The sequence below is a fragment of the Streptomyces sp. NBC_00510 genome, assembly GCA_036013505.1.
Lineage (GTDB): Bacteria > Actinomycetota > Actinomycetes > Streptomycetales > Streptomycetaceae > Actinacidiphila.
On sequence record CP107851.1, the window covers coordinates 5,926,420 to 5,951,979 of the forward strand.

Consider the following 25,560-nt stretch of genomic DNA (forward strand, 5'->3'; position numbering starts at 1 on the left):
GCTGGGGACAGGCCTGGTGGTCAGCGCCCTTTCCCGGGATCGTTGAGTCATGCGGGGAGCACGGGCAGCACGGTCAGCACGGCGGCGGGGGCGCGGGGGACGGCGGAGCCTGTGGGGTGCCCGTGGGGTGCGGTCATGGTGGCGGGATATCTCGGGGCTGCTGCTGCCGGCCGAGTGTGCGGGGTGCGGGACGCCGCGGACCGTTCTGTGCGACGAGTGCGGCGCAGCGCTGCACGAGCCCGGGGCCCGGCAGGTCTGGCCGGACGCGCCGCCCGATGGGCTGCCCGCCGTGTGGGCGGCGACCGTCTACGCCGACCAGCCACGCGCGGTGCTGCTGGCGCACAAGGAGCGCGGCGCGCTGGGTCTGGCCCGCCCGCTGGGCGAGGCCCTGGCGGGCGCGGTCTACGCCGCGGTGCGGGGAGGGGGTGGGGGAGGGGCCCCCGAGACGCGGCACCCGGAAGGCGCCCTCACCCTCACCCCCGCCCTCCCACCGCTCCTCCTCGTCCCCGTCCCCTCGTCCCGCCGGGCCGTCGCGGTCCGCGGCCATGACGCGACCCGCCGCCTCGCCCTCGCAGCCGCCGCGGACCTGCGGCGCGACGGGCTGTCCGTCCGGGTGGCCGCGGTGCTGCGGCAGCGGCGCGCGGTGGCCGACCAGTCGGGCCTCGGCGCCCGCGACCGGCCCGCGAACCTCTCCGGCGCCCTGACGGCCGTGCGCGGTGCCGGCCGCCTCCTGGGGACCGCGCCCGTGGTGCTGGTGGACGACCTGATGACCACGGGCGCCTCGCTCGCCTCCGCGGCCCAGGCGGTCGAGGACGCCGGGGGCCGGGTCCTGGCCGCGGCCGTGGTCGGCGGCCCGGCGCCGCTGCGCCACCCGGCGGGCGCCCCGGGCGGCGGGGAAGGGTAAGCGCCCCGGGTGGTCCCGACGCGGAAAGCCGGAGCGGGCGAGGCCCCCACCGCGGGCCGGGTGGACGGCCGGGTGGACGGCCGGGTGGACGGCCGAACAGGTGGCCGAACGGGAGGCGGAATCCGAAGGTCAGAGCGGATCTCGCAGGTCGCACAAGGGGCATTTCACCCGAAGGGAGGTATAGCGCTTCTGGGGGTGCCGACCCTGGGTCCGCGGGTCTATGTTCGGTGGTGAGGGGCGGCGGCGCCCGCTGTGGGCCGCCGTTTCACGGACCGCGGGACGTGGTTCACCCATAGTTCAGTGGGTGAAGATCTGTCTCGCGGGGGAGGAGGAGGTGAGAGTCGCGGCTTCGCCGCCCGGGAGCCTCCGAGCGCGCGGAGCGGCAACGAACGTCGACGCCGGGCGGGACCTGGTGCCCGCCGGCCTCAGCGCAAGGGATCGTCCCGTGAGACCGAGGCGATCCGGGAACGGAGTTCTGCGTGGACATCGTCGTCAAGGGCCGCAAGACCGAGGTGCCCGACCGGTTCCGGAAGCACGTGAACGAGAAGCTGGAGAAGATCCAGAAGCTCGACGGCAAGGTGATGAGCCTCGAGGTCGAGGTGTCCAAGGAACCGAACCCCCGGCAGGCAGACCGTTCCGACCGGGTGGAGATCACGCTGCGCACCCGTGGCCCGGTGATCCGGGCCGAGGCCGCCGCGACCGATCCCTACGCGGCGCTCGACGTCGCGGCGAACAAGCTTGAGGCGCGGCTGCGCAAGGCGGCCGACAAGCGCCGGGTGCACCGCGGCGGCAGCCGTACGCCCATGAGCGTGGCGGAGGCGACGGCCGGACTGGCCATGACCGAGTTCAACGGCACGCCGACCGGCGGGGAGACGTCCACAGGCGTGCCCACCACCAAGATCGGCGGCTGTCTCGAGGTCCAGGGTGAAGGGCCCCTGGTGGTTCGCGAGAAGACGCACGCGGCAGCACCGATGACGCTCGACCAGGCCCTCTACGAGATGGAACTGATCGGGCACGACTTCTACCTGTTCATCGACTCCGACACGGAACAACCGAGTGTCGTCTACCGGCGGCACGGCTACGACTACGGCGTCATCCACCTCAAGGCGGACCCTTCCGTCGAGGATGCGCCGGCCGGCGCGGGCGGAGCGCTCAGCCGGTGAACTAGGGGTCAGGGGCGGCGCTCCCGGGCGGGAAAACGACCATCGCCTGGGGGCGCTGCCGTGCTCGGGCATGGAATCATGGCCGGGCAGCCAATGTACGGGCCGCAGCGCCCGGTTGGCCTGGCACGGACAGTGCGACTACCACGGGCGCCGGCCCGAGGGGGAGGAACCGATGGCGGACAGCTTCGAGCCCGCGCCGGCCGTTGGCGCGGAGCCCGGTCCGGGCGCCGCGGGGGAGGCGGGCGTCGCCGGTGCGCCGCGCAAGGAGCCGATCAGGGTGCTCGTGGTGGACGACCACGCCTTGTTCCGCCGGGGTCTGGAGATCGTGCTCGCGCAGGAGGAGGACATCCAGGTCGTCGGCGAGGCGGGGGACGGCGCGGAGGCGACGGAGAAGGCCGCCGACCTGCTGCCGGACATCGTGCTGATGGACGTGCGGATGCCGAGGCGGGGGGGTATCGAGGCGTGCACCTCCATCAAGGAGGTGGCTCCCAGCGCGAAGATCATCATGCTGACGATGAGCGACGAGGAGGCGGACCTCTACGAGGCCATCAAGGCCGGGGCGACCGGTTACCTCCTCAAGGAGATCTCCACCGACGAGGTGGCCACCGCGATCCGCGCGGTGGCGGACGGGCAGTCGCAGATCAGTCCTTCGATGGCGTCGAAGCTGCTCACCGAGTTCAAGTCGATGATCCAGCGCACGGACGAGCGCCGGCTCGTGCCCGCCCCCCGGCTGACGGACCGTGAGCTGGAGGTGCTGAAGCTGGTCGCCACCGGCATGAACAACCGGGACATCGCCAAGGAGCTCTTCATCAGCGAGAACACGGTGAAGAACCACGTGCGGAACATCCTGGAGAAGCTGCAGCTGCACTCGCGGATGGAAGCTGTGGTGTACGCGATGCGGGAGAAGATCCTCGAGATCCGCTGAGTTTGCCCGGTCAGGAGAGGGCTTCGACCAGGGCCGCGGCGAGCTTGGGGTCGTCTAGCCGTTCGACGCGGACGCTGTCGCAGCCGACCCATGCGGCGGCCTCGCGCAGCGCCTGCGCCATGGGCTCGACGGCGCGCGCGGAGTCCAGCGAGACCTGACGGGCGATCAGGGTGCTTCCCTCGCGGGCCGGGTCGGCGCGGCCGACCAGCCGGCCACCGGCCAGCAGGGGCATCGCGAAGTAGCCGTGTATGCGCTGGGGCTTGGGGACGTACGCCTCCAGGCGGTGGGTGAAGCCGAAGATGCGCTCGGTGCGGGGCCGGTCCCAGATCAGGGAGTCGAAGGGGGAGAGCAGGGTCGTGCGGTGCCGGCCGCTGCGGGAGGCTTCGGCGAGGGCGGTGGGGTCGGCCCAGGCGGGCTTGCCGCCCCAGCCTTCGACCTGGACGGGGACGAGCCCGGTGTCGGCGATGACCGAGTCGACCTGCTCGCCCTTGAGCCGGTGGTAGTCGGCGAGGTCGGCCCGGGTGGCGACGCCCAGCGCGGCGCCGGCCTGGGCGACCAGGCGGCGCAGGCATTCGGCGTCGTCGATGTCGTCGTGGAGGAGGGCGTCGGGAACCGCCCGCTCGGCGAGGTCGTAGACGCGTTTCCAGCCGCGCCGCTGGGTGCAGACGACCTCGCCGGTGTCGAGCAGCCACTCCACCGCGATCTTCGTCTCCGACCAGTCCCACCAGGGGCCGCCGTTCTTGGCGCCGCCGAGTTCGGTCGAGGTCAGCGGGCCGTCGGCCTTGAGCCGGTCCAGGACGGCGGCGGTGGAGCGGTCGGCGTCCTGCAGCACGTGCCAGCGGTGGCCGCGGGCCCGCCGGGCGCGGCGGCGGAAGGCGAAGTGCGGCCATTCCTCGACGGGGAGGATGCAGGCGGCGTGCGACCAGTACTCGAAGGCGTGGTTCTCGGTCCAGTACGCGGCCTCGACCGCGGTGCGGCCGACGGCGCCGAGGCGGGCGTACGGGATGAGCTCGTGGGAGCGGGCGAGCACGGAGATGGTGTCGAGCTGCACCGCGCCCAGCCGCCGCAGGACGCCGCGGACGCCGCCGCGGCGGTCGGGGGCGCCGAGGAAGCCCTGGGCGCGCAGGGCGGTCCGGCGGGCGTCGTCGGCGGAGAGGGCCACGGGCGTCGTCATGGGCCCACCCTAGAAGGCGCCACCGACAATCCGGTCCGTGCCGGGTCCGCGGGCCCCGTCCCGGGGGCCCGCCGCCGCGGTCACTCGCCCTGGTACGGGAGGTAGGCGGCGCCGCCGTTCAGGCCGAGGTCGGAGGGGAGCAGGGAGCCGATCCACGCGTCCCGCCGGGTGCCCTGGTGGACGATCTTGGCGCGCATGGTGCCCTCCATCCGGAAGCCCGTCTTGAGGGCGACCGCACGGGAGCCGGCGTTGCCCGCCTCGGCGTACCACTCCAGGCGCTCCACGCCGAGCTCCTCGAAGGCCCAGCGGGCGACGGCGCGGGCGGCTTCGGCGGTGAGGCCGCGGCCGCGCTGTTCCTTGGCGGTCCAGTAGCCGAGTTCGGCCTGCCGCTCTGCGGTGTTGAGCTGGGCCAGCCGCACCAGCCCCATGGCTCCCACCAGGCGTCCCTCGTCGCGCGTGGTGACGGCGAAGTTGTAGACGGTGTCGTCGCGCCAGCCGTCGGGGCAGGTGCGGGTGACGAACTCCTGCGCGTGCTCGTGGGTGTACGGGGACGGCACCGGTGTCCAGCGCGGGATCTCCGGGTCCTGGCAGGCGACGCGGACGGCCTCGGCGTCGTCCGGTCCGAAGGGGCGCAGGACGAGGCGGTCGGTGGTGAGGGTTATCGGCTCCATGCGTCGGAGTATCCCCGAGGCAGGGGTGCGGTCTCGACCGGAAAAGACCGGATCGGGACGGTGGTCGGCGGGGAGAACCGCCCGGCTTGGCGACGGACCTCCCGGCCCGCTGGTGTCCTCGCTTACGATGGCCGTTGCAGCGGGGTGTGACCTGCTGTGCCAGCGCGCGAAACCGTGCCAGGCCCGACCGGCAAGGAGCCAGCCTACGTGTCCGTCCTCAACAAGATCCTGCGTGCAGGCGAAGGCAAGATCCTGCGCAAGCTGCACCGCATCGCGGACCAGGTCAATTCCATTGAAGAGGACTTCGTCAATCTGACGGACGCCGAGCTGAGGGCCCTCACGGACGAGTACAGGGAGCGCTACGCCGACGGCGAGAGCCTGGACGACCTGCTCCCCGAGGCGTTCGCCACCGTCCGCGAGGCCGCCAAGCGCGTCCTGGGTCAGCGGCACTACGACGTCCAGCTCATGGGTGGTGCGGCGCTGCACTTCGGCCACGTCGCCGAGATGCGCACCGGCGAGGGCAAGACCCTGGTCGGCACGCTGCCCGCCTACCTGAACGCGCTGTCCGGCAAGGGCGTGCACCTGATCACCACCAACGACTACCTCGCCGAGCGCGACTCGGAGTGGATGGGCCGGGTGCACCGCTTCCTGGGCCTGCAGGTGGGTTGCATCCTCGCGAACATGACCCCGGGGCAGCGCCGCGAGCAGTACGCCTGTGACATCACCTACGGCACCAACAACGAGTTCGGCTTCGACTACCTGCGCGACAACATGGCGTGGTCGCAGGAGGAACTGGTACAGCGCGGTCACAACTTCGCGATCGTGGACGAGGTGGACTCGATCCTCATCGACGAGGCCCGTACGCCGCTGATCATCTCCGGTCCGGCGGACCAGGCCACGAAGTGGTACTCGGACTTCGCCAGGCTGGTGACCCGCCTGAAGCCGGGCGAGGCCGGCGCCATGGGCAAGGCGGAGACCGGTGACTACGACTTCGACGAGAAGAAGCGCACCGTCGCCATCCACGAGTCCGGTGTGTCCAAGGTCGAGGACTGGCTGGGCATCGACAACCTCTACGAGTCGGTGAACACCCCGCTGGTGGGCTACCTGAACAACGCCATCAAGGCCAAGGAGCTCTACAAGAAGGACAAGGACTACGTCGTCATGGACGGCGAAGTCATGATCGTCGACGAGCACACCGGCCGCATCCTGGCCGGCCGCCGCTACAACGAGGGCATGCACCAAGCGATCGAGGCGAAGGAGGGGGTGGACATCAAGGACGAGAACCAGACGCTCGCCACGATCACCCTCCAGAACTTCTTCCGCCTGTACTCCAAGCTCTCGGGCATGACCGGTACGGCGATGACCGAGGCCGCGGAGTTCCACCAGATCTACAAGCTCGGCGTGGTCCCGATCCCGACCAACCGCAACCTGCAGCGCAAGGACCGGGCGGACCTGATCTACCGCACCGAGGAGGCGAAGTTCGCGGCGGTCGTCGACGACATCGTCGAGAAGCACGAGAAGGGCCAGCCGGTCCTGGTCGGCACCACCTCGGTCGAGAAGTCCGAGTACCTGTCGCAGCAGCTGAACAAGCGCGGCGTGCCGCACGAGGTGCTGAACGCCAAGCAGCACGAGCGTGAGGCGTCGATCGTCGCGCAGGCCGGCCGCAAGGGCGCCGTCACGGTGGCCACCAACATGGCCGGCCGTGGTACGGACATCAAGCTCGGCGGCAACCCGGACGACCTGGCCGAGGCGGAGCTGCGGCAGCGCGGCCTGGACCCGGTGGAGCACGTCGAGGAGTGGGCGGCGGCCCTGCCGGAGGCGCTGGAGCGTGCCGAGGCGGCGGTCAAGACCGAGTTCGAGGAGGTCAAGGAGCTCGGCGGCCTGTACGTGCTGGGCACCGAGCGCCACGAGTCGCGGCGCATCGACAACCAGCTGCGCGGCCGCTCCGGCCGTCAGGGCGACCCGGGCGAGTCCCGCTTCTACCTCTCCCTCGGTGACGACCTGATGCGCCTGTTCAAGGCGCAGATGGTGGAGCGCGTGATGGCGATGGCCAACGTGCCCGACGACGTGCCGATCGAGAACAAGATGGTGACCCGCGCCATCGCCTCCGCCCAGTCGCAGGTCGAGCAGCAGAACTTCGAGATCCGCAAGAACGTCCTGAAGTACGACGAGGTGCTCAACCGGCAGCGCGAGGTCATCTACGGCGAGCGCCGCCGCGTCCTGGAGGGCGAGGACCTGCACGAGCAGGTGCGTCACTTCATGGACGACACGATCGACGACTACATCGCGATCGAGACGGCCGAGGGCTTCGCCGAGGACTGGGACCTGGACCGGCTGTGGGGCGCCTTCAAGCAGCTCTACCCGGTCACGGTGACCGTGGAGGACCTGGAGGACGCCGCGGGCGACCGGGCGGGCATCACCGCGGACTTCATCGCGGAGATGGCCAAGGACGACATCCACGAGCAGTACGACGGGCGTGAGCAGCAGCTCGGCTCGGAGATCATGCGCGAGCTGGAGCGGCGCGTGGTGCTGTCGGTGCTGGACCGCAAGTGGCGCGAGCACCTGTACGAGATGGACTACCTGCAGGAGGGCATCGGCCTGCGGGCGATGGCGCAGCGCGACCCGCTGGTGGAGTACCAGCGCGAGGGCTACGACATGTTCAAGGCCATGATGGACGGCATCAAGGAGGAGTCCGTCGGCTACCTGTTCAACCTGGAGGTCCAGGTCGAGCAGCAGGTCGAGGAGGTGCCGGTGGAGGCCGGTGCCCCGCAGGACGCGGCTCCGACGCTGGTCAAGCAGGACGCCCGTCCGGAGATCCGGGCCAAGGGCCTGGAGGCCCCGAAGCGGGCCGACCGGCTGCACTTCTCCGCTCCCACGGTGGACGGCGAGGGCGGTGTCGTCGAGGGCGACTTCGAGAGCGACGCGGGCCCGGAGTCGGACGGCATGACGCGGGCGGAGCGCCGCCGCGCGGCCAAGGGCGGCCGGCGCCGCAAGAAGTAGCGTCCGCGCGTTCCGGGGCCGGACTCCTGCGGGGGTCCGGCCCCGGGCTTTTGCCCGGGCGCGGGTCACTGCGCCTCGACGGCGGCGCAGCGCCACCCGGTGCCCGTGAGGGTGCCGGTGCCGCCACCGGCGCGTGCCGGGCCCTGGCGGCCCGCACGCTCCAGCCGGAAGGCGAGGGCCCGCACGACGTGCGGGGTGAGCAGCACGACGGCGCTGACCTCGACGGCCGTCCCGTCGGGGACGGGGCAGACGCGCGGCGGCCCCAGCAGCCGCGGCAGGTGGCCCCGGGAGACGTAGCGCCAGTCGGCGCGGGCGCCCACGAGGTCCCAGAGCCGGTCGTAGGCCTCGGGCTCCATCCGTCCGGCGAGGCTGGTGATGGGCCGTCGTCCGGTGAGGACCTCCAGCAGCCGTCCGGCGAACCAGACGTGCGGTGGCAGGGCGGTGACGTGCCGTGTGGGTGCGGGCGTGGACGTGGGCATGGGTGTGAAGACAGGCATGGTGTGGACCCCCGTGGTCTACCGACTGGTAACCGGGTTCTACGGGGACGGGCGCCGCTGCGGGAAGCCGGGCCCGCGATGTCCGGGAGGCGGTGCGGGATTCACCTATCAGGGGTGGTGCGCCCGTATGCTGACGCCATGCGCGTCTACATCCCCACGACCCTCCCAGGCCTGGCCGAGGCGCACAAGGCGGGTGAGCTGGGCCCTGCCCCGCTGGACGCCTTCGCCGTCACCCCGAGCCTGCGCGAGTGGTACGTCTCCGACGACATCGAGGAACTGGAGTACGCCGCGCTCACCCGCGCCGCCCAGGCCTCCCTGCGGCAGCTGGCGGCCACCCCGGACGCGCCCAGGCGGCGCGTCGTGGTGGCGGTGGACGTCGCCGACGGCGCCGTCTCCTTCGACCCCGACCGCGGCCTGGACCCCTCCGCGCTGGGCGCGGTGCGCCTGGCCGCGCCCGTGCCGATGGCCCGGGCGGCCGCCGTCCACGCCGACGCGGACGAGGCCGAGCAGGACGTCACGGCGGCCGCCGACGCCCTCGGCGCGGCCGACGCGGGCGACGACGACGCCCGCTTCACCGTCGACGGCGCCGAGGACCACGAGCTGCTCTGGTACGCCACCCAGGAGATCCCCTCGCTCATTGCGTGAGGTGACCGTACGAATACGCCGCGAGTGGATTTGACCTGGGCACTTGCCTTGAGGACATGGGGTCTGGGTACGGTTTCGGATGTGAACGCGCATCTCGTGTGGGACTGGAACGGCACGCTGCTCCATGACATCGACGCGGTGATCGAGGCGACCAACGCCTCCTTCGCCGAGATCGGGCTGCCGCGGATCACGCTGGAGCGTTACCGCGAGCTGTACTGCGTGCCGGTCCCCCTGTTCTACGAACGGCTCATGGGCCGGCTGCCCACCGACGAGGAGTGGGAGGTGATGGACGACATCTTCCATCGCCACTACTGGACCCTCGCCGGTACGTGCGGCCTCGCCGAGGGGGCGGCGGAGATCCTGGCGCGGCGCCGCTACGAGGGACTGACGCAGTCGCTGTGCTCCCTGGCGCCCCACGATCAGCTGATACCGATCCTGCGCACGCACGGCATCGAGCACCACTTCCTCCGGGTGGACGGCCGTACCGAGGGCAGCCACAGCGGCAAGTCCGAGCAGATGGCGCGGCACGTCGCCGCGATGGAGGGCATAGCGGCGGACCGCATCGTGGTGATCGGCGACGCCGTCGACGACGCGGTGGCCGCCAAGCACGTCGGGGCCATGGCGGTGCTCTACACCGGCGGCTCGCACAGCAGGGCCAGCCTGGAGACCGCGGGGGTGCCCGTCGTGGACAGCCTGGAGCAGGCGGTGGAGACCGCCGAGGCGCTCGTCGCCTGAGCCTGAGCCTGAGCCTGCGGCTGAGCCCGGGCCCGGCCGCGCGCCCCGGGTCCCCGCCGGGGACCCGGGCGGCCGTCCGTCAGGTCACCGGCGCCTTGGAGCGCAGCACCGTGAGGAACTCGCGCATCCACGCCGGGTGGTCCGGCCAGGCCCGCGCGGAGACCACGACGCCGTCGACGACGGCCTCGGAGTCCTGGAAGCTCGCTCCGGCCGCCTCCATGTCCATCTCCAGCGCCGGGTAGGCGGTGACGCGGCGCCCGCTGAGGGCGCCGACGGCGGCCGTCAGCAGGGGGCCGTGGCAGATCTGCGCGACGGGCTTGTCGGCGTCGAAGAAGGCCTTGAGGACCTTGCGCAGCTCCGGGTCGTTGCGCAGGTACTCCGGGGCGCGTCCGCCGGGGACGACCACGGCCGCGTACGCGCCGGGGTCGACGTCCGCGAAGGACAGGTCGGCCTGCCAGGTGTACCCGGGCTTCTCGGTGTAGGTGTCGAAGCCCTCCTCGAAGTCGTGGACGACGAACCTGAGCTTCTTGCGGCTGGGGGCCGCGATGTGCACCTCGTACCCCTCCTCGAGGAGCCGTTGGTACGGGTACATGACTTCCAGCGATTCCGCCGCGTCGCCGGTCACGATCAGGATCTTGGTGGCCATGGCTGGGTGTCCCGCCTCTCGCCGTCTGCTGTCCGTCCGCTCTGCTGTCCGTCCGCTGCGTGCTGCTGCGCCGCCCCGCCGTCTCGCCCTGCCGTCTCGCCCTGTGGTCTCGCGCCGCCGTCCGGCGCCGCCGTCGTGTGAACGTCTCGATACATCTCCGCGACGTTCCCCTCCTCAACCTGCACCCGCCCGGCCGGACTGTCCAGTTCGTCAAAGATTGGTTCGTGGTTTTGTACACAAAGAGCCCCTGACAGCCCCCCCGGACGTAGCGATAGCCTTACAGCGTGATCAGCGCTGATCCACCGATCACCATCACCTACGTCACGCAATGGCGCGCGACAGGAGCATGAGGACATGCAGACCAAGCTGGACGAAGCAAAGGCCGAGCTGCTCGCACGGGCGGCCCGGGTAGCTGAGAACAGCCCGGCGGGGGGACAACCTGGCCAGGGCCTCGAGAAGGAGGCGCTGGAAGCCTTCCTTCAGCGCTACTACCTGCACAGCGCCCCGGAGGACCTGCTCGACCGCGACCCGGTGGACGTCTTCGGCGCCGCCGTGTCCCACCACCGTCTCGCCGAGGTGCGCCCGCAGGGGACGGCCAACGTCCGCGTGCACACCCCCTCGGTGGAGGAGAACGGCTGGACGTGCAGCCACACGGTCGTCGAGGTGGTCACCGACGACATGCCCTTCCTGGTCGACTCCGTCACCAACGAGCTGTCCCGGCAGGACCGCGCGATCCACGTCGTCGTCCACCCGCAGATGCTGGTGCGCCGTGACGTGACCGGGAAGCTGCTGGAGGTGCTGGACGCCGCGCCCGGTGACGGCGCCGGTGTGCCGCACGACGTGCTGACCGAGTCCTGGATCCACGTGGAGATCGACCGCGAGACCGACCGCGAGGACCTGAAGCAGATCACCACGGACCTGCGCCGCGTCCTGTCCGACGTCCGCGAGACCGTCGAGGACTGGCAGAAGATGCGCGACGCCGCGCTGCGCATCGCCGACGAGCTGGCCGCGACCCCGCCCGCGCTGCCCGAGCAGGAGGTCGGCGAGGCCTGGGAGCTGCTGCGCTGGCTGTCCGAGGACCACTTCACCTTCCTCGGCTACCGCGAGTACGCGCTGACCACGGAGACCACCCCCGAGGGCGAGGAGGACGTGCTCACCGCCGTCCCCGGCACGGGCCTCGGCATCCTGCGCTCCGACCCGCAGCACCGCGTGGAGGAGTCCGAGAGCGGCCAGGCGGTCTCGCCGTCCTTCAACCGGCTGCCCGCGGACGCCCGCAAGAAGGCCCGCGAGCACAAGCTGCTGATCCTCACCAAGGCCAACAGCCGCTCCACCGTGCACCGCCCGTCCTACCTCGACTACATCGGGGTGAAGAAGTTCGACGCCGACGGCAACGTCGTCGGCGAGCGCCGCTTCCTCGGCCTGTTCTCCTCGGCCGCCTACACCGAGTCGGTGCGCCGGGTGCCGGTGATCCGCCGCAAGGTCCAGGAGGTGCTGGACGGCGCCGGGTTCTCCCCGGACAGCCACGACGGCCGCGACCTGCTGCAGATCCTGGAGACCTACCCGCGCGACGAGCTCTTCCAGACCGGCCCGGACGAGCTGCGCGAGATCGTCACCAGCGTGCTGTACCTGCAGGAACGCCGCCGGCTGCGGCTGTTCCTGCGCCAGGACGAGTACGGCCGCTACTTCTCGGCGCTGGTCTACCTGCCCCGGGACCGCTACACCACGGGCGTGCGGCTGCGGCTGACCGACATCCTCAAGGAGGAGCTGAACGGGGTCACCGCGGACTTCACGGCCTGGAACACCGAGTCGGTGCTCTCCCGGCTGCACTTCGTGGTCCGCGTCGCGGCCGGCACCACGCTGCCGCACCTGACCGACCGCGACGTCGAGCGGATCGAGAGCCGGCTCGCCGACGCCGCCCGTTCCTGGGCCGACGGCTTCGCCGAGGCGCTGACCTCCGAGTGCGGCGAGGAGCGCGCGGCCGAGCTGACCCGCCGCTACGCGCACGCCTTCCCCGACGGCTACCGTGCCGACTTCACGCCCCGCGCGGCCGTCGCGGACCTGCAGCACCTGGAGCGGCTCAACGGCGAGGACTTCTGCCTCAGCCTGTACGAGCCGGTCGGCGCCGCCCCCGACGAGCGCCGCTTCAAGATCTACCGCACCGGCGCCCCCGTCTCGCTGTCCGCGGTGCTGCCCGTGCTGCAGCGCCTGGGCGTCGAGGTGATCGACGAGCGTCCGTACGAGATGCGCCGCGCCGACGGCACCCGCGCCTGGATCTACGACTTCGGGCTGCGCATCGACCCGTCGCTGGGCGACCTCGGCGACGACGCCCGTGAGCGCTTCCAGGACGCCTTCACCGCGACGTGGACCGGGCAGGCCGAGAACGACGGCTTCAACTCCCTGGTGCTGCGCGCCGGGCTGACCTGGCGCCAGGCGATGGTGCTGCGGGCGTACGCCAAGTACCTGCGGCAGGCCGGCACGGCCTTCTCGCAGGACTACATGGAGGACACCCTCCGCAACAACGTCCACACCACCCGGCTGCTGGTCAACCTCTTCCAGGCCCGGCTCTCCCCGGACCACCAGCGGGCCGGCAGCGAGCTGACCGACGCGCTGCTGGAGGAGGTGGACGCCGCCCTGGAGCAGGTCGCCAGCCTGGACGAGGACCGCATCCTGCGCTCCTTCCTCACGCTCATCAAGGCGACGCTGCGCACCAACTACTTCCAGCGCGCCGACGGCGGCAAGCCGCACGCCTACGTGTCGATGAAGTTCGACCCGCAGGCGATCCCGGACCTGCCCGCGCCGCGCCCGGCGTACGAGATCTGGGTGTACTCCCCGCGCGTGGAGGGCGTGCACCTGCGCTTCGGCAAGGTCGCCCGCGGTGGCCTGCGCTGGTCCGACCGGCGCGAGGACTTCCGCACCGAGGTCCTCGGCCTGGTCAAGGCGCAGATGGTGAAGAACACCGTCATCGTGCCGGTCGGCGCCAAGGGCGGCTTCGTCGCCAAGCAGCTGCCGGACCCGGCCGCCGACCGCGAGGCGTGGCTGGCGGAGGGCATCACCTCCTACAAGACCTTCATCTCCGGTCTGCTCGACGTCACCGACAACCTGGTCGGCGGGCAGGTCGTGCCGCCGGCCGACGTGGTCCGCCACGACGGCGACGACACCTACCTGGTGGTCGCGGCCGACAAGGGCACCGCGTCGTTCTCGGACATCGCCAACGAGGTCGCCACCTCGTACGGCTTCTGGCTCGGCGACGCCTTCGCCTCCGGCGGCTCGGTCGGCTACGACCACAAGAAGATGGGCATCACCGCCCGCGGCGCCTGGGAGTCGGTCAAGCGGCACTTCCGCGAGACGGGCCACGACACCCAGAGCGAGGACTTCACCGTCGTCGGCGTCGGCGACATGTCCGGTGACGTCTTCGGCAACGGCATGCTGCTCAGCGAGCACATCCGGCTGGTCGCCGCCTTCGACCACCGGCACATCTTCATCGACCCCGTGCCGGACGCGGCGACCTCGTACGCCGAGCGCCGCCGGATGTTCGAGCTGCCGCGTTCCTCGTGGGCGGACTACGACACCAAGCTGATCTCGCACGGCGGCGGTGTCTTCCCGCGCAGCGCCAAGGCGATCACGCTCACCCCGCAGATCCGCAAGGCGCTCGGCATCGAGCAGCCGGTGGCGAAGATGACGCCGGCGGACCTGATGAAGGCGATCCTCAAGGCCCCGGTGGACCTGCTGTGGAACGGCGGCATCGGCACCTACGTGAAGGCCGCCACCGAGTCCCACCTGGACGTCGGCGACAAGGCCAACGACTCGATCCGCGTGGACGGCGGAGACCTGCGCGTCAAGGTCGTCGGCGAGGGCGGCAACCTGGGCCTGACCCAGCTCGGCCGGATCGAGTTCGCCCAGACCGGCGGGCGGGTCAACACCGACGCCATCGACAACAGCGCCGGCGTGGACGCCTCCGACCACGAGGTCAACATCAAGATCCTGGTCAACGCGGTCGTCGCCGAAGGCGACCTGACGGTCAAGCAGCGCAACTCGCTGCTGGCGCAGATGACCGACGAGGTCGGCGCCCTGGTGCTGCGCAACAACTACGCGCAGAACGTGGCCCTGGCCAACGGCATGGCCCAGTCCGCCAGCCTGCTCCACGCCCACCAGCGCTACCTGCGCAGGCTGGTCCGCGACGGCAAGCTGGACCGGGCCCTGGAGTTCCTGCCCTCCGACCGGCAGATCCGGGAGCGGCTTAACGCCGGCCACGGCCTGACCCAGCCGGAGCTGGCCGTCCTGCTCGCCTACACGAAGATCACCGTGGCGGAGGAGCTGCTCGGCACCGGCCTGCCCGACGACCCCTACCTGCGGCAGCTGCTCGACGCGTACTTCCCCAAGGCGCTGCACGAGCGGTTCCAGGCGCAGATCGCCGGGCACGCGCTGCGGCGCGAGATCGTGACGACGGTGCTGGTCAACGACACCGTCAACACCGGCGGCACCACCTTCCTGCATCGCTTCAAGGAGGAGACCGGGGCCACCACCGAGGAGATCGTGCGGGCGCACACCGCGGCCCGCGCCATCTTCGGCCTGGGCGGCATCTGGGACGAGGTGGAGGCGCTGGACACGGTCGTCGCGGCCGACGTCCAGACCCGGATCCGGCTGCACTCGCGGCGGCTGGTCGAGCGGGGCACCCGCTGGCTGCTGAACAACCGGCCGCAGCCGCTGGCCATCGCGGAGACGATCGACTTCTTCCGCGAGGGCGTCGCCACGGTGTGGGCGGTGCTGCCGAAGCTGCTGCGCGGCGCCGACCTGGAGTGGTACGAGTCGATCCGCGACGAGCTGACCGGCGCGGGCGTGCCGGAGGAGCTGGCCACGCGGGTCGCCGGGCTCTCCTCGGCCTTCCCGGCGCTCGACATCGTCGACGTCGCCGACCGGACCGGCAAGGACCCGCTGGCGGTCGCCGAGGTCTACTACGACCTCGCCGACCGGCTGCAGATCACGCAGCTGCTCGACCGGATCATCGAGCTGCCGCGCGCCGACCGCTGGCACTCCATGGCTCGGGCGTCGATCCGCGAGGACCTCTTCGCGGCGCACGCGGCCCTCACCCAGGACGTGCTGTCCGTCGGCAACGGCTCCTCCACCCCGGAGCAGCGCTACCAGGCGTGGGAGGAGTCCAACAGCGCGCTGATCGGGCGGGCGAGGACGACGCTCGACGAGATCCAGGGCTCGGAGAGCTTCGACCTGGCGAACCTGTCGGTGGCGATGCGGACGATCCGCTCGCTGCTGCGGGCCCGCCGCTGACGCCGGACGGCGACCGCAAGACGGCAGGGGCCGGGGAGCACGCTCCCCGGCCCCTGCCGCGTGGACGGGCTCAGCCGACCCGGTACAGCCGTTCGCCGGTGCGGGGGCCCTGGGCGACCTGGACGCCGCCGGGCGGGCCCGGGTCGCCCGGCTCGGTCATCACCCACTTCACGTGGTAGCGGCGGGCGATGGCCAGGCGCTGGTCCATGGGCGTCGCGGGGGCCAGGTAGGCGCGTACGTCGGCTTCGCGGCGCTCGCGGTCGGCCGCCGTCGTCGAGGGGTCGGGCCAGGCCGGTGACACCAGGAACACGCCGTAGGCGGGCATGACGTGCTTGGGGTTGTACCCGTCGGTCAGGAGGACGTCGCCGACGGCGATGTGCGCTTGCGCCCACAGGTAGCCGGGCCAGGTGCCCAGCCGCTGCAGGTGCAGCGCGGGCGGCACGTAGCGCGCCGGTACGACCGCGCCCGCCTGCGCCAGCAGTCCCGCGCAGGCCGCCACCGCCGCCAGCGGGGCCAGCACGGTGCGCAGCGCGGTCCACGGCGGGGCCTGCGCGAGCTCCACCGCCAGCGCGAACTGCAGCGGGACCAGCAGCAGCCCGAAGATCCGCCCGAAGGAGTAGGAGCCGCTCAGCCAGCCGTAGGCGGCGACGGCGCAGTCCGCGGCGAACATCAGCACCAGCGGGTCGAAGCGGTTCAGCCGCAGCCGGCACAGCAGCGCCGGCAGCCCGGCCAGGGCCAGCCCGTACCACTGCCACAGGTCCGCGTACAGCCGCCGGTGGACGTCGTCGACGGTGGGGTCGCCGAGCAGCGCGGAGAGGCTGAAGTACGGCCACCAGGCGGCGACGGCGAAGGCGACGGCCGCGGTCAGCGCCCACCGGCCGATGACCCCGGCGGCGACCGGCATGCGCTGCATGCCGATGACGATGGCGACCACGCCGATGAGGGTGCCCATCGCCGTGAAGGGGTGCACGAGCAGCACGGTCCCGATGAGCAGTCCGAGCCAGGCGTGCAGCCACGTCCCGGCCACGCCGCGGCGGGCGGCACGCGCGGTCAGCGCCCACACCCAGAACGTCACGCCGACGGCGAAGGCACTGGGGTAGGTCAGCCCCCGGATCATCGACTGCAGACCGAGGAAGCCGCTCCACTCCTTGTGCTGCGGCCCCCACAGCAGGACGAACGCGGCGAGCGCCAGCACCGGCGCCCAGCGCCGGTTGCTGAGCACGCGGGTGAAGGCGCCGATGCCGGTGACGACCAGCGCCAGGTTGACCGGGCCGCACCCCTTGAGCAGCTGCCAGCCCGGTACGCCCGTCAGGTGCGACAGGATCCCCAGCACCACGGTGTACGGGGTGAAGTAGGGGCTGCCGGTGCCCGGCACGTCGAGCAGCGGGTTGGCCGGGTGCCGCCAGTCCGCGGCGATCCGCTCGATCGCGGCGGCGTGCTGCCCGAAGTCGGAGGCGACCGGCGACTGCCAGGTGCGGTAGGCCACCACCGCCCAGAAGAGGGTGGCGAGGATCAGGTACGGGGAGGGCCTGCGCACGTCCCGCAGCTCGTACGCCCGGATCCGCCAGTCCCGCTGGGTCAGCACGCCGGTCACCGCAGCCCTCCCGGCCGTCGTCCGCTCGTCACCTCGTTCCCCTCGATGCTTGATCGTGACGGACGCGGCTGCATCCCGGCGGGGCCCGTACGGGGCGTCGCTACGGCCGTGCGGCGGCCTCCTGCGGACCGGGGCGCGGTCCCTGCGGCGGGGCGCCGGCCAGGAGCGCGGGAGCGGGCGCGGGGGTGCGGGCCTCCAGGGGCACGACGGGCAGCGGCTCGCTCTCGCCGAGGAAGACCCGCCGCACGACCCGCTCGGCGGCCCGGCCGTCGTCGAAGGCGCAGAAGCGGCGGCGGAACGCCTCCCGCAGTCCGGCTGCCTCCGGGCTGTTCCAGGCGCCGTCGCGGAAGACCGCGATCAGCTCGTCGTCGCTGGTGGAGACGGCGCCGGGGGTCTCGCCGGGGGTGCCGGACAGCAGGTCGAAGTAGACGCCGCGGCTGGCCCGGTAGACCGGCCAGTCGTCGGCGTGGACGACGATGGGCCGGTCGAGGAGCGCGTAGTCGAACATGATCGACGAGTAGTCGGTGACCAGGGCGTCGGCGGCCAGGCACAGCTGTTCGACCGACGGGTGCCGGGACACGTCGACCAGCAGCCCTTCCTCGTGCAGCGCCTTCAGCCGGGCGTCCTCGCCGTGGAAGTAGTGGATGCGGGTGAGCAGGACGAAGCCCTCGCCGAGCGCCCGGCACACCCGTTCCACGTCCAGCCGCGGCACGAAGTTGCGCTGGTAGTCGCGGGTCGTCGGCGCGTACAGGACCGCGGTGCGGCCGGGGGCGATGCCCAGGGCCGCGCGGGCGTGGGAGACCTCGGCGGCGCCGGCGGTCAGGAAGACGTCGTTGCGTGGGTAGCCGGTCTCCAGGTGCTGCCAGGAGGAGGGGTACACGCGTTCCCAGATCTCGCTGGAGTGCGGGTTGGAGGACACGCTGTAGTCCCAGCGGTCCACCCGCTCCAGCAGCCGGCGGAAGCTCATGCCCTTGGCGGAGGCGGGGTAGCGCTGCTGGTCGATGCCCATCTTCTTCAGCGGGGTGCCGTGGTGGGTCTGCAGGTGGACGCTGCCGGGCCGCTTGCGGACGTCGTTGGGGAAGTTGACGTTGCTGATCAGGTACGTGGCCCGGGCCATCAGCCGCCAGTAGCGCCGGGTGCGCGGCACGACGTAGTCCACGCCCTTGGGCACCCGGGGGACGTCGGACTTGCGGACCAGCCACACCCCGTGGACGCCCGGGGCGATCTCCCGTGCCTTGTGGTAGATCGCGGCCGGGTTGCAGAACACCCCGCGGTCCCAGTACGCCGAGTACACCGCGAGGTTGGGGTCGAGCGGCCGCCGCAGGTGGTAGGCGTACAGGGCGGCCTTGGCCCGCTGCGCGACCTGCCGGCGCAGCCGCCGCCTGCGCCGGGTCAGCTCCTTGCGGGCCTCGCGCGGTACGTCGCCCAGCCGGGCCAGCGGCCAGCTGCCGCGGGCCAGCCGCCGGTAGGCGGTGGCCTTGTCCGCGGGCGGCACGAACCCCTCCGGCAGGTTGCGGGCGTACCAGCGGGCCGCGAGCCGGAAGAACGCGCCGCGCAGCCGCGGCGGGATCCGGTCGGGGTTGCCGAGGCAGAACAGGAAGTGGCTGACGGCCCGCTCGAACAGCATCGGCCGCAGCGGCGCGAGGTGTTCGCGGCCGGGCGCGTCAAGGAAGTCGAAGAGCCGGGTGTACTGGTCGAGGATGACGAAGTGGTTGCGGCCCGGGCTGCGGGTGCTGGCGCCGCTGCGCCGCTGCCGGTACTCCAGCACCGCCCGGGCCAGGCAGGAGATCCGTTCGGCGCTGAGCATCGTCACGTACGAGACGAGGGCGTCCTCGTAGATGCCGTCGCTGAAGGAGAAGCCGTGTCCCCGGTAGAAGGCGCGGCGGTAGACCCGGTTGGAGGTCATCGCGAACAGCCGCAGGAACTCGGGGCGTTCGGTGATCCGGAAGACGTCGGTGCCGGCCGAGGCGAGCAGGTCGCCGAAGACGCTCTTCTCGGCCGCCTCCCACCAGTAGGTGCGCACGTGGTCGAAGTAGAGGATGTCCGGGTCGCCGTCCTGCTTCAGGCGCTCGGCGACCGTCTCCAGCGAGCCGGGGGCGAGGGTGTCGTCGCCGTCGAGGAAGAGCAGGTAGTCGCCGGTGGCCCGCTCGGCACCGGTGTTGCGGGCCCGCCCCACGCCCAGGTTCTCCTCGTGGTGCAGCGCGACCACCCGGCAGTCGCGGGCCGCGTACTCGTCGAGGATGCGGCCGCAGTGGTCCGGCGAGCGGTCGTCGACGGCGATCACCTCGAGGTCGGGCAGTGACTGCGACAGCACCGAGTCGAGGCAGGCGCGCAGATAGCCCTGCACCTGGTGGACCGGGACGATGACGGAGAAGCGGGGCATGTGGATCCTGGGTTCCCTCAGGGTCGGTGACGGTCGGGTTCGAGCAGCCGGTCGACGGCGCGGGCCGCCGCACCGCCGTCGTCGAGGTGGCAGAAGGTCGCGCGGAAGTGCGCGTACGCGTCGGCGCTGTGCCGTGCCACGGTGCCGAGGTCGCGCAGCGCGCCCGCCAGGTCGGCGGTGGACTGCAGCAGCGGGCCCGGGGCCTGGGCCTCGAAGTCGGGGTAGAAGCCGCGCAGGGTGTCGCGGAAGTGCTCCAGGTCGGGGACGAGGAAGAGCATCGGGCGGCCGGTGTTGGCGAAGTCGGCCGCGGGGGAGGCGTAGTCGGTGACCAGGACGTCGGCGACCAGCAGCAGCTCCGCCACCTCCGGGTGGCAGGACACGTCGCGCACGAACCCGGAGCGCGGGGTGCGGACGCGGTCGGCGACCAGGGGGTGGGAGCGGAAGAGCAGCACGTGGTCGGCGCCCAGGGCGCGTTCGGCCTCCGCCAGGTCCAGGTGGGGCGACATGCGGTAGTGCTCGGCGTCGTACGCCAGGTCGTCGCGGCGCGTCGGCGCGTACAGCACGACGGTGCGGTCCCTGGGGATCCGCAGCCGGTCGCGCAGCGCGGCGGCCACCTTGCCGCGGTCGTCGGCGAAGAGCACGTCCGTGCGGGGCAGTCCCGTCTCGGCGACCGGGCCGTCGTAGCCGAGCGCGGCCCGCAGCAGCGGGGTGCTGTACGCGTTCGGCGACAGCAGCAGGCTCCACTGGGCGCTCGGGTCGCGTGGCGGGCGGGGCAGGTGCACCAGGTCCGCGCACAGGGTGCCGGCGAGGTCCCGGCCGGTCCGCTTGAGGGGGGTGCCGTGCCAGGTCTGCAGCACGGTCTGGTCCGGGCGGCGCACGAACCACTCCGGCAGGTGCGTGTTGGTGACGACGTAGCGGCTGCGGGCGAGCGCCTCGTACCAGGCGGCGCTGTGCAGCACGACCGGCCGCGCGGTCGCCGGCGGCGGGGCCTGGCCGTCCCTGACCACCCACAGGTGCTCCAGGCCGTCCGCGGCGCGGCGGCGCAGCAGCTCCTCGTGGACGGCGCGCGGCGAGTCCCCGTACGCCCGCCCGTCGAAGGCGCTGTAGAGCACCGACTCGCGGCGCGGCAGCCCGCGGGTGCGCGGATGGTGGCTCTCGCGCAGCGCCCGCTGCCGGTACGGGCCGCGCTGCGGCTCTGGCACGGTGGGCCGGGCGTCGAGGAACAGCCGGTCGTGGAAGCGCCGGTCGACGGAGAAGGACTTGCCGCCCGCCTCCGCCGCCATCGGCAGCGCCTCGAACACCCCGGGCGCGACCCGCACCGGCGCTTCCGTGCCGGCGCCGTCGCGCAGGTGCAGGTACCAGCGGCCGGCGGGCAGCGGGACGGTGCCGGCGAGGGACTCCAGCGTGCCGGGGCGCAGGGTGGCGGTGAAACGGCGCCCCTCGTGCGGGCCCGGCCCCGCGGCGTCCTCCGGCACGGACGGCAGTGGCGGGATCGCGCTGGACGGCGGCGGGAAGCCGGGGCGGCGTCCCGGTACGCCGTCGGCCTGGACCGGGACGGCGTGCTCCACGCGGTGCGTGCCGTGCCGCAGCACCAGTTCGGCCGGCCCGGGGGCGGAGCCGGGCGCGAGGCGGCCGGCCACGACCAGGGCGCCCTCGGCGGTCCAGCCGATGGCGTCGGCCACCGGCTGCGGGGTGCGGTCGCGCAGCACCAGCTTCCCCGACGCCTTCGCCTCGACCAGCAGCCGCCGCGGCGTCCCGCCGAGCCGGGGGTCGGTGCCCAGGTCGTAGTGCCCGGCGGGCAGCGCGCCGTCGAGGTGGACGGGGTCGGCGTGCCCGGGGCGCAGCAGCGCGACGTCCCAGCTGTCGGTGTCCTCCGGGCGGACCTCCTTGGGGCCGGCGTCCAGCGCGGGCCGGGCGGCCGCCAGGTCGGCGAGGGGCACGCGGGCCCGGCGGACGCCGTCGTCCGTCTCCCCGGAGACCGCCGGTTCCAGCGGGTACTCCAGCACGGTGGGCGTCGCGGAGTGCGTCAGCCGTACCGCCGTCGCCTGTGGCGCGCCCGTGAAGTCCAGTTCCACCGCGGTGCCGTCGCCGGTCGCCCGGTGGCCGGTCAGCCGCCGCACCTCCGGCTCCACCGACAGGTGCAGCCGCCCCTGCCGGTAGTACGGCACGAGCCGCATGCCGCCGCCGGCCGCGTACGACGGCGGGGACGCCCCCGAGCCCGCGTCCGCGGCCCGCAGGCCCGCCTTGCGGATGACCCCCTTCGCCGCGACGACCACCCCGAGCTGCCAGCGGCCGGCCCCTGGTTCGCCCTGGCGGCGGCCGGTGGTCAGCCGCGCCGGGTCGATGGTGATCTCGAAGCCCGACCAGTCGTAGCAGTGTTCCTCCTGGCGCGAGTTGAGGGTCGCGGCGGGCTCCTGCCGGATCCTGACCGGCAGCAGCACCACCTTGGCCCGGCGGCCGTGGCCGTGGACGGCGACCGCGGTGATGTGCGCGGCGCCCTTGCGGTCGGCGTCGATGTTGCGCAGGTAGGCGTAGCCGCGCAGGACGATCCGCCCGTTCTCCCGCACCACCTCGCGCACCCGCGCCCGGACGGGGAAGTCCGCGCGCCGCAGCCGGGCCGCCGAGGCCGGCAGGGTGATCCGGCCGCCGTCGGCGCCGCGCAGCACCGCCCGCTTGCGCAGCGGCGGGCCGGTGACGCCGAAGCCGGCGGAGTTGCGCTGCTCGTGGTCGAGCACCGTCAGCAGGTCGTCGAGGCGGTCCTTGACGATCAGGTGCCACTTGATGCGCAGCCCGACGGGCAGCTCGGGGAAGAGGGTGGGGTCGACCCGGGTGAGCCAGTCGCGGCAGCGGTCCATGAAGACCCGCCGGTACTCGGGGCCGGCCATCGGCAGGGCGTCGATGAAGTACAGCAGGTCGTCGGTGAGGACCGAGCGGTCGTAGGCCCGTTTGAAGGAGGTCCAGCGCGTGCGGGCCGGGTCGCCGAGGAAGCGGCTGACGTGGTCGACGGCGGCGATCCGGTCGCGCACGCCCTTGACGTCGGTGCGGCGCCGGGTGATGGAGCCCTCGCGGATCCGCCAGTAGTAGACGTGCTCGTGCGTCACGTCGACGGCGTCGGCGAGGAAATGCGCCGGGATGGTGAGCGGGGTGTCCTCGTAGAGCACGCCCTCGGGGAAGGCGAGGCGGTGGCGCTCCCAGAAGGAGCGGCGGAAGACCTTGTTCCAGGCGACCCGGTCGGAAAGCAGGCTCAGGTCCCGGGTGATGTGGGTGCCGGTGACGGTGCGGGTCATGTCCCGGTGCTGCCAGGCCTGGCTGCGGCCGTCGGCGGTCAGCCGCCACACGTTGCCGGTCGCGAAGTCCGAGCCCGACCCGTCCAGCAGGCCCACCAGCCGCTCGTAGGCGCGCGGCGGCAGGATGTCGTCGCTGTCGAGGAAGCACAGGTACTCGGTGCGCGGGTCGGCGTGGCGGGTGCCGGTGTTGCGGGCGTGGCCCAGTCCGCCGTTGTCCTGCCGGACCAGGCGGAAGCGCGGGTCGCGGTCGGCGAAGCCCTGGGCGATCTCCGGGCCGGAGTCGGTGGAGCCGTCGTCCACCATGACCACGTCGAGCGCGTCGAAGGTCTGTGCGGAGACCGAGCGCAGGCATTCCTGCAGCCAGCTCTCGACGTTGTGGACCGGAACGACGACCGTGAGGCGGGGCGTGCGCGACACCATGGTGACGTGGCCCTTTCCGGACGAGGGCGACAGGGGGCGAGGGGTTCAACTCGTGATCGCGTCCTCGGTCACCTCGCCTGCGCCTTTCGGGTGATCCACCGGGCGCCGGGGGCCGCTCCTGCCTACGCTCGGCGCTATGCCTCGGTTCAGTGTGATCGTCCCGGTATGGAAGACCCAGGGTTACGTCCGTGCGTGCCTGGAGTCGGTGCTCGGGCAGCGGTACGCGGACCTGGAGCTGATCGCGGTCGACGACTGCTCGCCCGACGGGTCGGCCGCCGTCGTCGACGAGGTCGCCGCCGCCGACCCCAGGGTGCTCCCGTTGCGGCGGCCCCGCAACGCAGGGCCCGGCGCGGCCCGGAACGCGGGGGCGGCCCGGGCCAGCGGCGACTACCTGCTCTTCCTCGACTCCGACGACCTCCTCGCGCCCGGCGCCCTGACCGCCCTCGACGCGAGGCTGCGGGCCACCGGTGACCCGGAGGTGCTGCTCTTCGACCACGACCGGCTCGACGTGTGGGAGCACCGTACGGAGAGCGGGGACGGCGACTTCCTGCAGGCGGCCGCGCTCGCCGGGCACGCCGTCTTCCGGGCCACCGAGCGCCCCGAGTGCCTGACCGTGTTCCCCGCCGCGTGGAACCGGGTGGTGCGGCGCGACTACTGGTCCGGGTTCGCCTTCGGCGCCGGGCCGTACGAGGACGTCCCGGTGGCGTACGAGATGCTGCTCGCCGCCCCGCGCATCGCCTGCCTGGACCGGGTCTGCGTCACGTGGCGCGGGCGCCGCCGCGGCAGCTTCTCCAGCACGCCGGGCCCGCGGCACCTCGTCCTGGCCGACCGGTACGACACGCTGCTGGCCCGGCACGACCTGCCGGTGCTGCGCGCCGAGCGGGACCGGCGGCTCACGGCCGTCCTGGACGACCCCGGGCGGCTGCGCCCGCAGGACCGCGCCGCCTTCTTCCGCCGCGCCGGGCTGCCCGGCACCTTCGCCGCCCACCGCGCCGCGGAGCTGGGCACCCGGGCCGCCCGGCGGCTGCGCACGCACCGCAACGCCGCCGCCCGCGAGGTGTACCGCCGCTGGTACGCCCTGGAACGCCGCCGCCCGCTCGACGACGACCTGGTGGTGTACGCGGCGTACTGGAACCGGGGGGTGCTGTGCAGCCCCGCCGCGATCCACCGCAAGGCCCGCGAGCTCGCCCCGCACCTGCACGGGGTGTGGGTGGTCCGGCGCGGTGCGCAGGACGCGGTCCCCGAGGGCGTCGACCGGGTGGAGGCGAACTCCCGCCGCTACTGGGAGCTGCTGGCCCGCGCCCGCTTCCTGGTGAACAACGCCAACTTCACCGGGGAGGTCGTCAAGCGCCCCGGCCAGGTCTACCTGCAGACCCACCACGGCACCCCGCTCAAGCACATGGGCATGGACCTGCGCGCCCACCCCGCGGTGGCCAAGGGCATGAGCTTCCGCCGCCTGCTGGACCACGCCGACCAGTGGGACTACTCCCTGTCCGCCAACCCCCACTCCAGCGAGGTCTGGGAGCGGGTCTACCCCGGCGATTACCTGACACTGCCGACCGGCTACCCCCGCAACGACGTCTACTTCACCGCGGGCGCCGACGACGTGCGGCGGATCCGGGCCCGGCTGGGCATCCCGGACGGGGTCAGGGCGATCCTGTACGCCCCCACGCACCGCGACTACCAGCGGGAGTTCGTCCCGCAGCTGGACCTCGCCCGGCTGTGCCGGGCGCTGGGGCGGGAGTACCTGGTGCTGGTCCGCGCGCACTACTTCCACCCCGGGGTCGGCCCGGCGGCGCTGCCGGAGGGGGCGCTGGACGTCTCCGCGCACACACCGCTGGAGGAGCTGTGCCTGGCCTCCGACGCGCTGCTCACCGACTACTCGTCGCTGATGTTCGACTACGCCAACCTCGACCGCCCGATCGTGGTCCACGCCGCCGACTGGGAGGTGTACCGGGCCGCCCGCGGGGTCTACTTCGACCTGGTCTCCGGGCGCCCCGGCGACACCCCGGGCGTGGTCGCCCGTGACGAGGCCGCGATCGCCACCGCCTTCCGCTCCGGCGCCTGGGCCTCGCCGGAGGCGGCCGAGCTGCGGGCGGCCTTCCGGGCCCGCTTCTGCCCCTGGGACGACGGCCGCGCCGCCGAACGCGCCGTACGGCGGGTGCTGCTCGGCGAACCGGAGCTGCTGCCGGTCCTCAAGCCGGACGAGCGCACCCCCGCGCCGCCGCCGTGA

Annotated in this window: 15 protein-coding genes; 8 read left to right on the top strand and 7 right to left on the bottom strand. The window is 72.7% G+C overall.

What is annotated here, in order from left to right; all coding sequences use genetic code 11:
- The first annotated feature begins 127 nt into the window (after positions 1 to 127).
- From OG937_26790 to OG937_26800, 3 genes are all read left to right on the top strand, one after another.
- Positions 128 to 904: a ComF family protein gene (locus tag OG937_26790; GenBank protein ID WUD75042.1), complete on the top strand. Its 777-nt coding sequence runs from the start codon at positions 128 to 130 to the stop codon at positions 902 to 904.
- 479 nt (positions 905 to 1,383) lie between these two features.
- Positions 1,384 to 2,067 carry a ribosome-associated translation inhibitor RaiA gene (raiA, locus tag OG937_26795; GenBank protein WUD75043.1) on the top strand — a complete coding sequence of 228 codons (684 nt, stop codon included), beginning with the start codon at positions 1,384 to 1,386 and terminating at the stop codon, positions 2,065 to 2,067.
- Between the two features lie 172 nt (positions 2,068 to 2,239).
- The gene (locus tag OG937_26800; GenBank protein ID WUD75044.1) at positions 2,240 to 2,992 is read left to right on the top strand and encodes a response regulator transcription factor; all 753 of its coding nucleotides are present in this window, start codon (positions 2,240 to 2,242) and stop codon (positions 2,990 to 2,992) included.
- Between the two features lie 10 nt (positions 2,993 to 3,002).
- On the opposite strand, the gene OG937_26805 is transcribed toward OG937_26800, so the two are convergent.
- Positions 3,003 to 4,166, bottom strand: a complete 1,164-nt coding sequence (locus OG937_26805) for a winged helix DNA-binding domain-containing protein (GenBank protein ID WUD75045.1) — start codon at positions 4,164 to 4,166, stop codon at positions 3,003 to 3,005.
- 80 nt (positions 4,167 to 4,246) lie between these two features.
- On the bottom strand, positions 4,247 to 4,837 hold the full coding sequence (locus OG937_26810) for a GNAT family N-acetyltransferase (GenBank protein WUD75046.1): 591 nt from the start codon (positions 4,835 to 4,837) through the stop codon (positions 4,247 to 4,249).
- Positions 4,838 to 5,044: 207 nt separating this feature from the next.
- Here OG937_26810 and secA point away from each other — a divergent pair, with 207 nt between their 5' ends.
- The gene (secA, locus tag OG937_26815; protein ID WUD75047.1) at positions 5,045 to 7,837 is read left to right on the top strand and encodes a preprotein translocase subunit SecA; all 2,793 of its coding nucleotides are present in this window, start codon (positions 5,045 to 5,047) and stop codon (positions 7,835 to 7,837) included.
- A 65-nt stretch (positions 7,838 to 7,902) separates the two neighbouring features.
- On the opposite strand, the gene OG937_26820 is transcribed toward secA, so the two are convergent.
- Positions 7,903 to 8,316 (bottom strand): Rv3235 family protein, encoded by a 414-nt coding sequence (locus OG937_26820; protein WUD75048.1) that lies wholly within the window; start codon positions 8,314 to 8,316, stop codon positions 7,903 to 7,905.
- A gap of 156 nt (positions 8,317 to 8,472) precedes the next feature.
- On the opposite strand from OG937_26820, the gene OG937_26825 reads away from it, so the two are divergent.
- Both OG937_26825 and OG937_26830 read left to right on the top strand, forming a co-directional pair.
- A complete protein-coding gene (locus tag OG937_26825) occupies positions 8,473 to 8,979 on the top strand; it encodes a hypothetical protein (GenBank protein WUD75049.1) in 507 nt (168 codons plus the stop codon).
- An 81-nt stretch (positions 8,980 to 9,060) separates the two neighbouring features.
- On the top strand, positions 9,061 to 9,714 hold the full coding sequence (locus OG937_26830; protein WUD75050.1) for an HAD family hydrolase: 654 nt from the start codon (positions 9,061 to 9,063) through the stop codon (positions 9,712 to 9,714).
- A gap of 79 nt (positions 9,715 to 9,793) precedes the next feature.
- Here the strand turns inward: OG937_26830 and OG937_26835 are convergent, their stop codons facing one another.
- Positions 9,794 to 10,360, bottom strand: coding sequence for a DJ-1/PfpI family protein (locus tag OG937_26835; GenBank protein WUD75051.1), 567 nt, complete (start codon positions 10,358 to 10,360; stop codon positions 9,794 to 9,796).
- Between the two features lie 354 nt (positions 10,361 to 10,714).
- Between OG937_26835 and OG937_26840 the strand changes: the two genes are divergently transcribed.
- A complete protein-coding gene (locus OG937_26840) occupies positions 10,715 to 15,643 on the top strand; it encodes an NAD-glutamate dehydrogenase (GenBank protein ID WUD75052.1) in 4,929 nt (1,642 codons plus the stop codon).
- 70 nt (positions 15,644 to 15,713) lie between these two features.
- Here the strand turns inward: OG937_26840 and OG937_26845 are convergent, their stop codons facing one another.
- The 3 genes from OG937_26845 to OG937_26855 form a co-directional block, all read right to left on the bottom strand.
- Positions 15,714 to 17,237, bottom strand: a complete 1,524-nt coding sequence (locus OG937_26845) for a hypothetical protein (protein ID WUD75053.1) — start codon at positions 17,235 to 17,237, stop codon at positions 15,714 to 15,716.
- 100 nt (positions 17,238 to 17,337) lie between these two features.
- On the bottom strand, positions 17,338 to 19,620 hold the full coding sequence (locus OG937_26850) for a CDP-glycerol:glycerophosphate glycerophosphotransferase (GenBank protein WUD75054.1): 2,283 nt from the start codon (positions 19,618 to 19,620) through the stop codon (positions 17,338 to 17,340).
- A 17-nt stretch (positions 19,621 to 19,637) separates the two neighbouring features.
- On the bottom strand, positions 19,638 to 23,327 hold the full coding sequence (locus OG937_26855) for a CDP-glycerol glycerophosphotransferase family protein (protein ID WUD75055.1): 3,690 nt from the start codon (positions 23,325 to 23,327) through the stop codon (positions 19,638 to 19,640).
- A 136-nt stretch (positions 23,328 to 23,463) separates the two neighbouring features.
- Between OG937_26855 and OG937_26860 the strand changes: the two genes are divergently transcribed.
- Positions 23,464 to 25,560, top strand: a complete 2,097-nt coding sequence (locus OG937_26860) for a CDP-glycerol glycerophosphotransferase family protein (GenBank protein WUD75056.1) — start codon at positions 23,464 to 23,466, stop codon at positions 25,558 to 25,560.

Coding starts and splice junctions, on each gene's coding strand:
- OG937_26855 (WUD75055.1), bottom strand. CDS start 23,327: ATGGTGTCGCGCACGCCCCGCCTCACGGTCGTCGTTCCGGTCCACAAC.
- OG937_26810 (WUD75046.1), bottom strand. CDS start 4,837: ATGGAGCCGATAACCCTCACCACCGACCGCCTCGTCCTGCGCCCCTTC.
- OG937_26860 (WUD75056.1), top strand. CDS start 23,464: ATGCCTCGGTTCAGTGTGATCGTCCCGGTATGGAAGACCCAGGGTTAC.
- OG937_26835 (WUD75051.1), bottom strand. CDS start 10,360: ATGGCCACCAAGATCCTGATCGTGACCGGCGACGCGGCGGAATCGCTG.
- OG937_26805 (WUD75045.1), bottom strand. CDS start 4,166: ATGACGACGCCCGTGGCCCTCTCCGCCGACGACGCCCGCCGGACCGCC.
- OG937_26820 (WUD75048.1), bottom strand. CDS start 8,316: ATGCCCACGTCCACGCCCGCACCCACACGGCACGTCACCGCCCTGCCA.
- OG937_26840 (WUD75052.1), top strand. CDS start 10,715: ATGCAGACCAAGCTGGACGAAGCAAAGGCCGAGCTGCTCGCACGGGCG.
- OG937_26800 (WUD75044.1), top strand. CDS start 2,240: ATGGCGGACAGCTTCGAGCCCGCGCCGGCCGTTGGCGCGGAGCCCGGT.
- OG937_26850 (WUD75054.1), bottom strand. CDS start 19,620: ATGCCCCGCTTCTCCGTCATCGTCCCGGTCCACCAGGTGCAGGGCTAT.
- OG937_26825 (WUD75049.1), top strand. CDS start 8,473: ATGCGCGTCTACATCCCCACGACCCTCCCAGGCCTGGCCGAGGCGCAC.